At 69.4% G+C, this 3039-nt stretch carries 4 protein-coding genes; all 4 read left to right on the top strand.

The window, feature by feature from the left end:
* On the top strand, positions 1-549 hold a 549-nt coding region (locus tag QOD90_RS24495; RefSeq protein WP_526353948.1), incomplete at its 5' end, for an HD domain-containing protein.
* 25 nt (positions 550-574) lie between these two features.
* A complete protein-coding gene (locus tag QOD90_RS24490) occupies positions 575-1864 on the top strand; it encodes an MFS transporter (protein WP_526353947.1) in 1290 nt (429 codons plus the stop codon).
* On the top strand, positions 1836-2774 hold the full coding sequence (locus QOD90_RS24485; RefSeq protein ID WP_526353945.1) for an NADP-dependent oxidoreductase: 939 nt from the start codon (positions 1836-1838) through the stop codon (positions 2772-2774). The genes QOD90_RS24490 and QOD90_RS24485 overlap by 29 nt, the downstream gene beginning before the upstream one ends.
* Positions 2771-3039 (top strand): cupin domain-containing protein (locus tag QOD90_RS24480; RefSeq protein ID WP_526353944.1); only part of this gene is annotated, 269 nt, incomplete at its 3' end. The genes QOD90_RS24485 and QOD90_RS24480, both read left to right, overlap by 4 nt.

Raw genomic sequence — 3039 nt, 5'->3', positions numbered from 1 at the left:
ATCTACCACCACTCCCGCCGCATTTTCTTTCTGAGCGAAATCCACGCCTACCGGCTCGGTGTGAAACCGGATTCCGAGCTGCTTTATCTCGCCGCGATGTTCCACGACACCGGCCTTCTGACGCCCTTCTCCGATGTGCAGCAGCGTTTCGAGGTCGATGGGGCCGACCACGCGCGCAAGTTCCTGCTCGAGCGTGGTTTCTCCACGGCCGCCGCTGAAACCGTGTGGACGGCGATCGCCCTGCACACAACGCCGGGAATTCCCGACCGGATGGGCCCCGAGATCGCTTCCATGTATCTCGGTGTGCTGACCGAGGTGCTCGGTTTCGGCCTGGACGGGCTCGACACCGACCAGGTGGGGGAAATTCTCGCCGTCCATCCACGGGGCGACTTCAAGCACGAGTTCCTGCGGACGTACTTCGACGGGCAAAAAGATCGCCCGGAAACTACCAACGGAACCGTGAACTCCGACGTTCTGGAGCACTTCATCCCCGGTTTCCGGCGCACGACCACCGTCGAGCGCATCGTCGGCTCGGCCTGGCCGAGCTGACCAGAACGCCACGGAGGACACCGCGATGAATGGTGTGAGTCGCTTCGAGGACGGCCGTCGTCTCGGACGAGGTGCCTCTTTCACCCTGCTCGTCTTCGCCAACGTGCTGATGATGGCGGCCGCGAGCGCCCCCTCGCCGATCTACCCGCTGTACCTGCAGCGTTGGGGCTTCTCGGTGACGACCCTGACGGTGGTCTTCGCCGTGTACGTCGCCGGACTGCTCGCTGCCCTGCTGACGGTCGGATCGTTGAGCGACCACCTCGGTCGCCGTCCGGTGTTGGTCGCCTCCCTTCTGGTGGCGGCGGCCAGCACGGCGATCTTCTGGGCGGCCGACGGGGTGATCTCGCTCGTCATAGCGCGGATCGTGCAGGGCATCGCCACCGGAGCGGCGACGGGCGCCCTCGCCGCCGGACTGGTGGAGTTCTCACCCGGGGACCGCCCGCACCTGGGGCCGACGATGACCGCGGTGGGCACGAGCCTCGGCCTGGCCATCGGCGGCGGTGTAGCGGGGTTGCTCGTTCAGCTGACTCCGCGTCCCGACGCGTATGTCTTTCCCGCGCTCACGGTGGCGTTCGTGGCCCTAGCAGCGCTGGTCCTCGCGATCCCGGAGACGGTCGCCCGGCGGGCCGGAGGGCTGTCCTCGCTGCGCCCGAGAGTCCGGGTTCCGCCGGAAACGCGGCCGGAGTTCCTCGCCGCGGTCCCCGCCATCGTCGCGGGATGGTCCGTCACCGGGTTGTTCCTCGCACTCACCCCATCTCTGGTGAGCAACGTCCTGCACGTGCACTTCGGCGCGGCGGGCGGGCTCAGCATCGCCGTGCTGTTCATCGCCAACAGCGCGGGCGGTTTGTGGTCGGCCCGGCTCGCGGCGCCGGCCGCCACCCTCCTGGGGTCGGTGCTCCTGACCCTGGGCGCGGCAGGCTTGGCGGCCGCCCTGGTCTTCGCCTCCACAGCCGTCTTCATCGGCGGATCGGTGGTCGCGGGGCTGGGCGTCGGCCTGACCTTCAACGGAACTCTCCGTGGCATCAGCGGGGCCACCACCGCAATGTCGAGGTCGGAAGTGTTCTCGGCCGCATACGTGATCAGCTACGCGGCGCTGAGCCTCCCGTCTCTCGCGGCCGGGCTGGTGGCGCCGTTATGGGGGCTGGCTACCACGGGCTACCTGTACATCGCGTGCGTCGGGGCGCTAGCTCTAGGGGCCGCCATCCACGCCGGTCGGCGGCGCGCTCACCAGCACCCGACCGATCCGACACCCGTAGTTCGAGCAACCACCCAAGAGAGGAACCGACTTGCAAGCCATCACCGTCCGAGACCATGACGCCGGGGTCAGTGGGCTCACCCTGACCGACATGCCCCACCCCCACGCCGCCGAGAACGACGTCATCGTGCGAGTCCACGCCGCGGGCTTCACCCCGGGAGAGCTCGACTGGCCCGCCACGTGGAGCGACCGCGCCGGCCGGGACCGTACGCCCAGCATTCCCGGTCACGAGCTGTCCGGCGTCGTCGTCGAGCTGGGCTACGGCACCACCGGCCTCACCGTCGGGCAGCGGGTGTTCGGACTGACCGACTGGGCCCGCGACGGCTCCCTGGCCGAATACACCGCGGTGGAAGCGCGCAACCTCGCCCCCCTGGCCGCCGACATCGACCACACCGTGGCGGCGGCACTGCCCATCTCCGGGCTGACCGCGTGGCAAGGACTGTTCGACCACGCCGGCCTGGTCACCGGCCAGACCGTGCTGATCCACGGCGCCGCCGGCGGTGTCGGGTCGATCGCCGTCCAGCTCGCCCGCGAAGTGGGCGCCCAGGTGATCGGCACCGGCCGGTCCGACGACCGCGACGTCGTGCTCGGCCTCGGCGCGCAGGCCTTCCTCGACCTGGACGCCGACCACCTGGAGGACGTCGGCGAGGTCGACGTGGTGCTCGATGTCATCGGCGGCGACGTCCTCGAGCGGTCGACCGCACTGGTGCGCGCCGGCGGCACCCTCGTCACCATCGCCATGCCACCCACAACGCAGCCCAAGGACGGGCGCGCCACCTTCTTCGTGGTCGAACCCGACCGTGCCCGGCTTTCGGACCTGGCCCAGCGGCTCCGGGACGGACGCCTGAAGCCAATCGTCGGCGCCGTGCGCCCGCTCGCCGAGACCGCCGACGCGTTCACCCGCCACCGCCGCACCCCCGGCAAGACGATCATCCAGGTCGTGAAGGACGAGGGAGTGGAGCAGTCGTGATCCGAGTGCGTATCGCCACGGGCTTGGTGACCGCCGGGATCGCTGCCGCGGTCATCGGATGCGCTCCAGCGGCAGAGTCTCAACCCACCGCGGCTTCCACCACTGCTACTGCCTCGGCACACCCTGCCGAGACTCTGGCACCCCTGGTCCAAAAGGTGCTCCCGAACGTCCAAGGCAAGACTTTCACCTCGGCGACCGTGACCTTCCCACCGGCCGCACGTGCGGTGCCCCACCGCCACGGTGACGCGTTCGTCTACGCCTACGT

This window comes from Mycobacterium sp., assembly GCF_032161845.1.
Classification (GTDB): domain Bacteria; phylum Actinomycetota; class Actinomycetes; order Mycobacteriales; family Mycobacteriaceae; genus Mycobacterium.
This window is presented reverse-complemented; position numbering and strand designations above follow the sequence as displayed.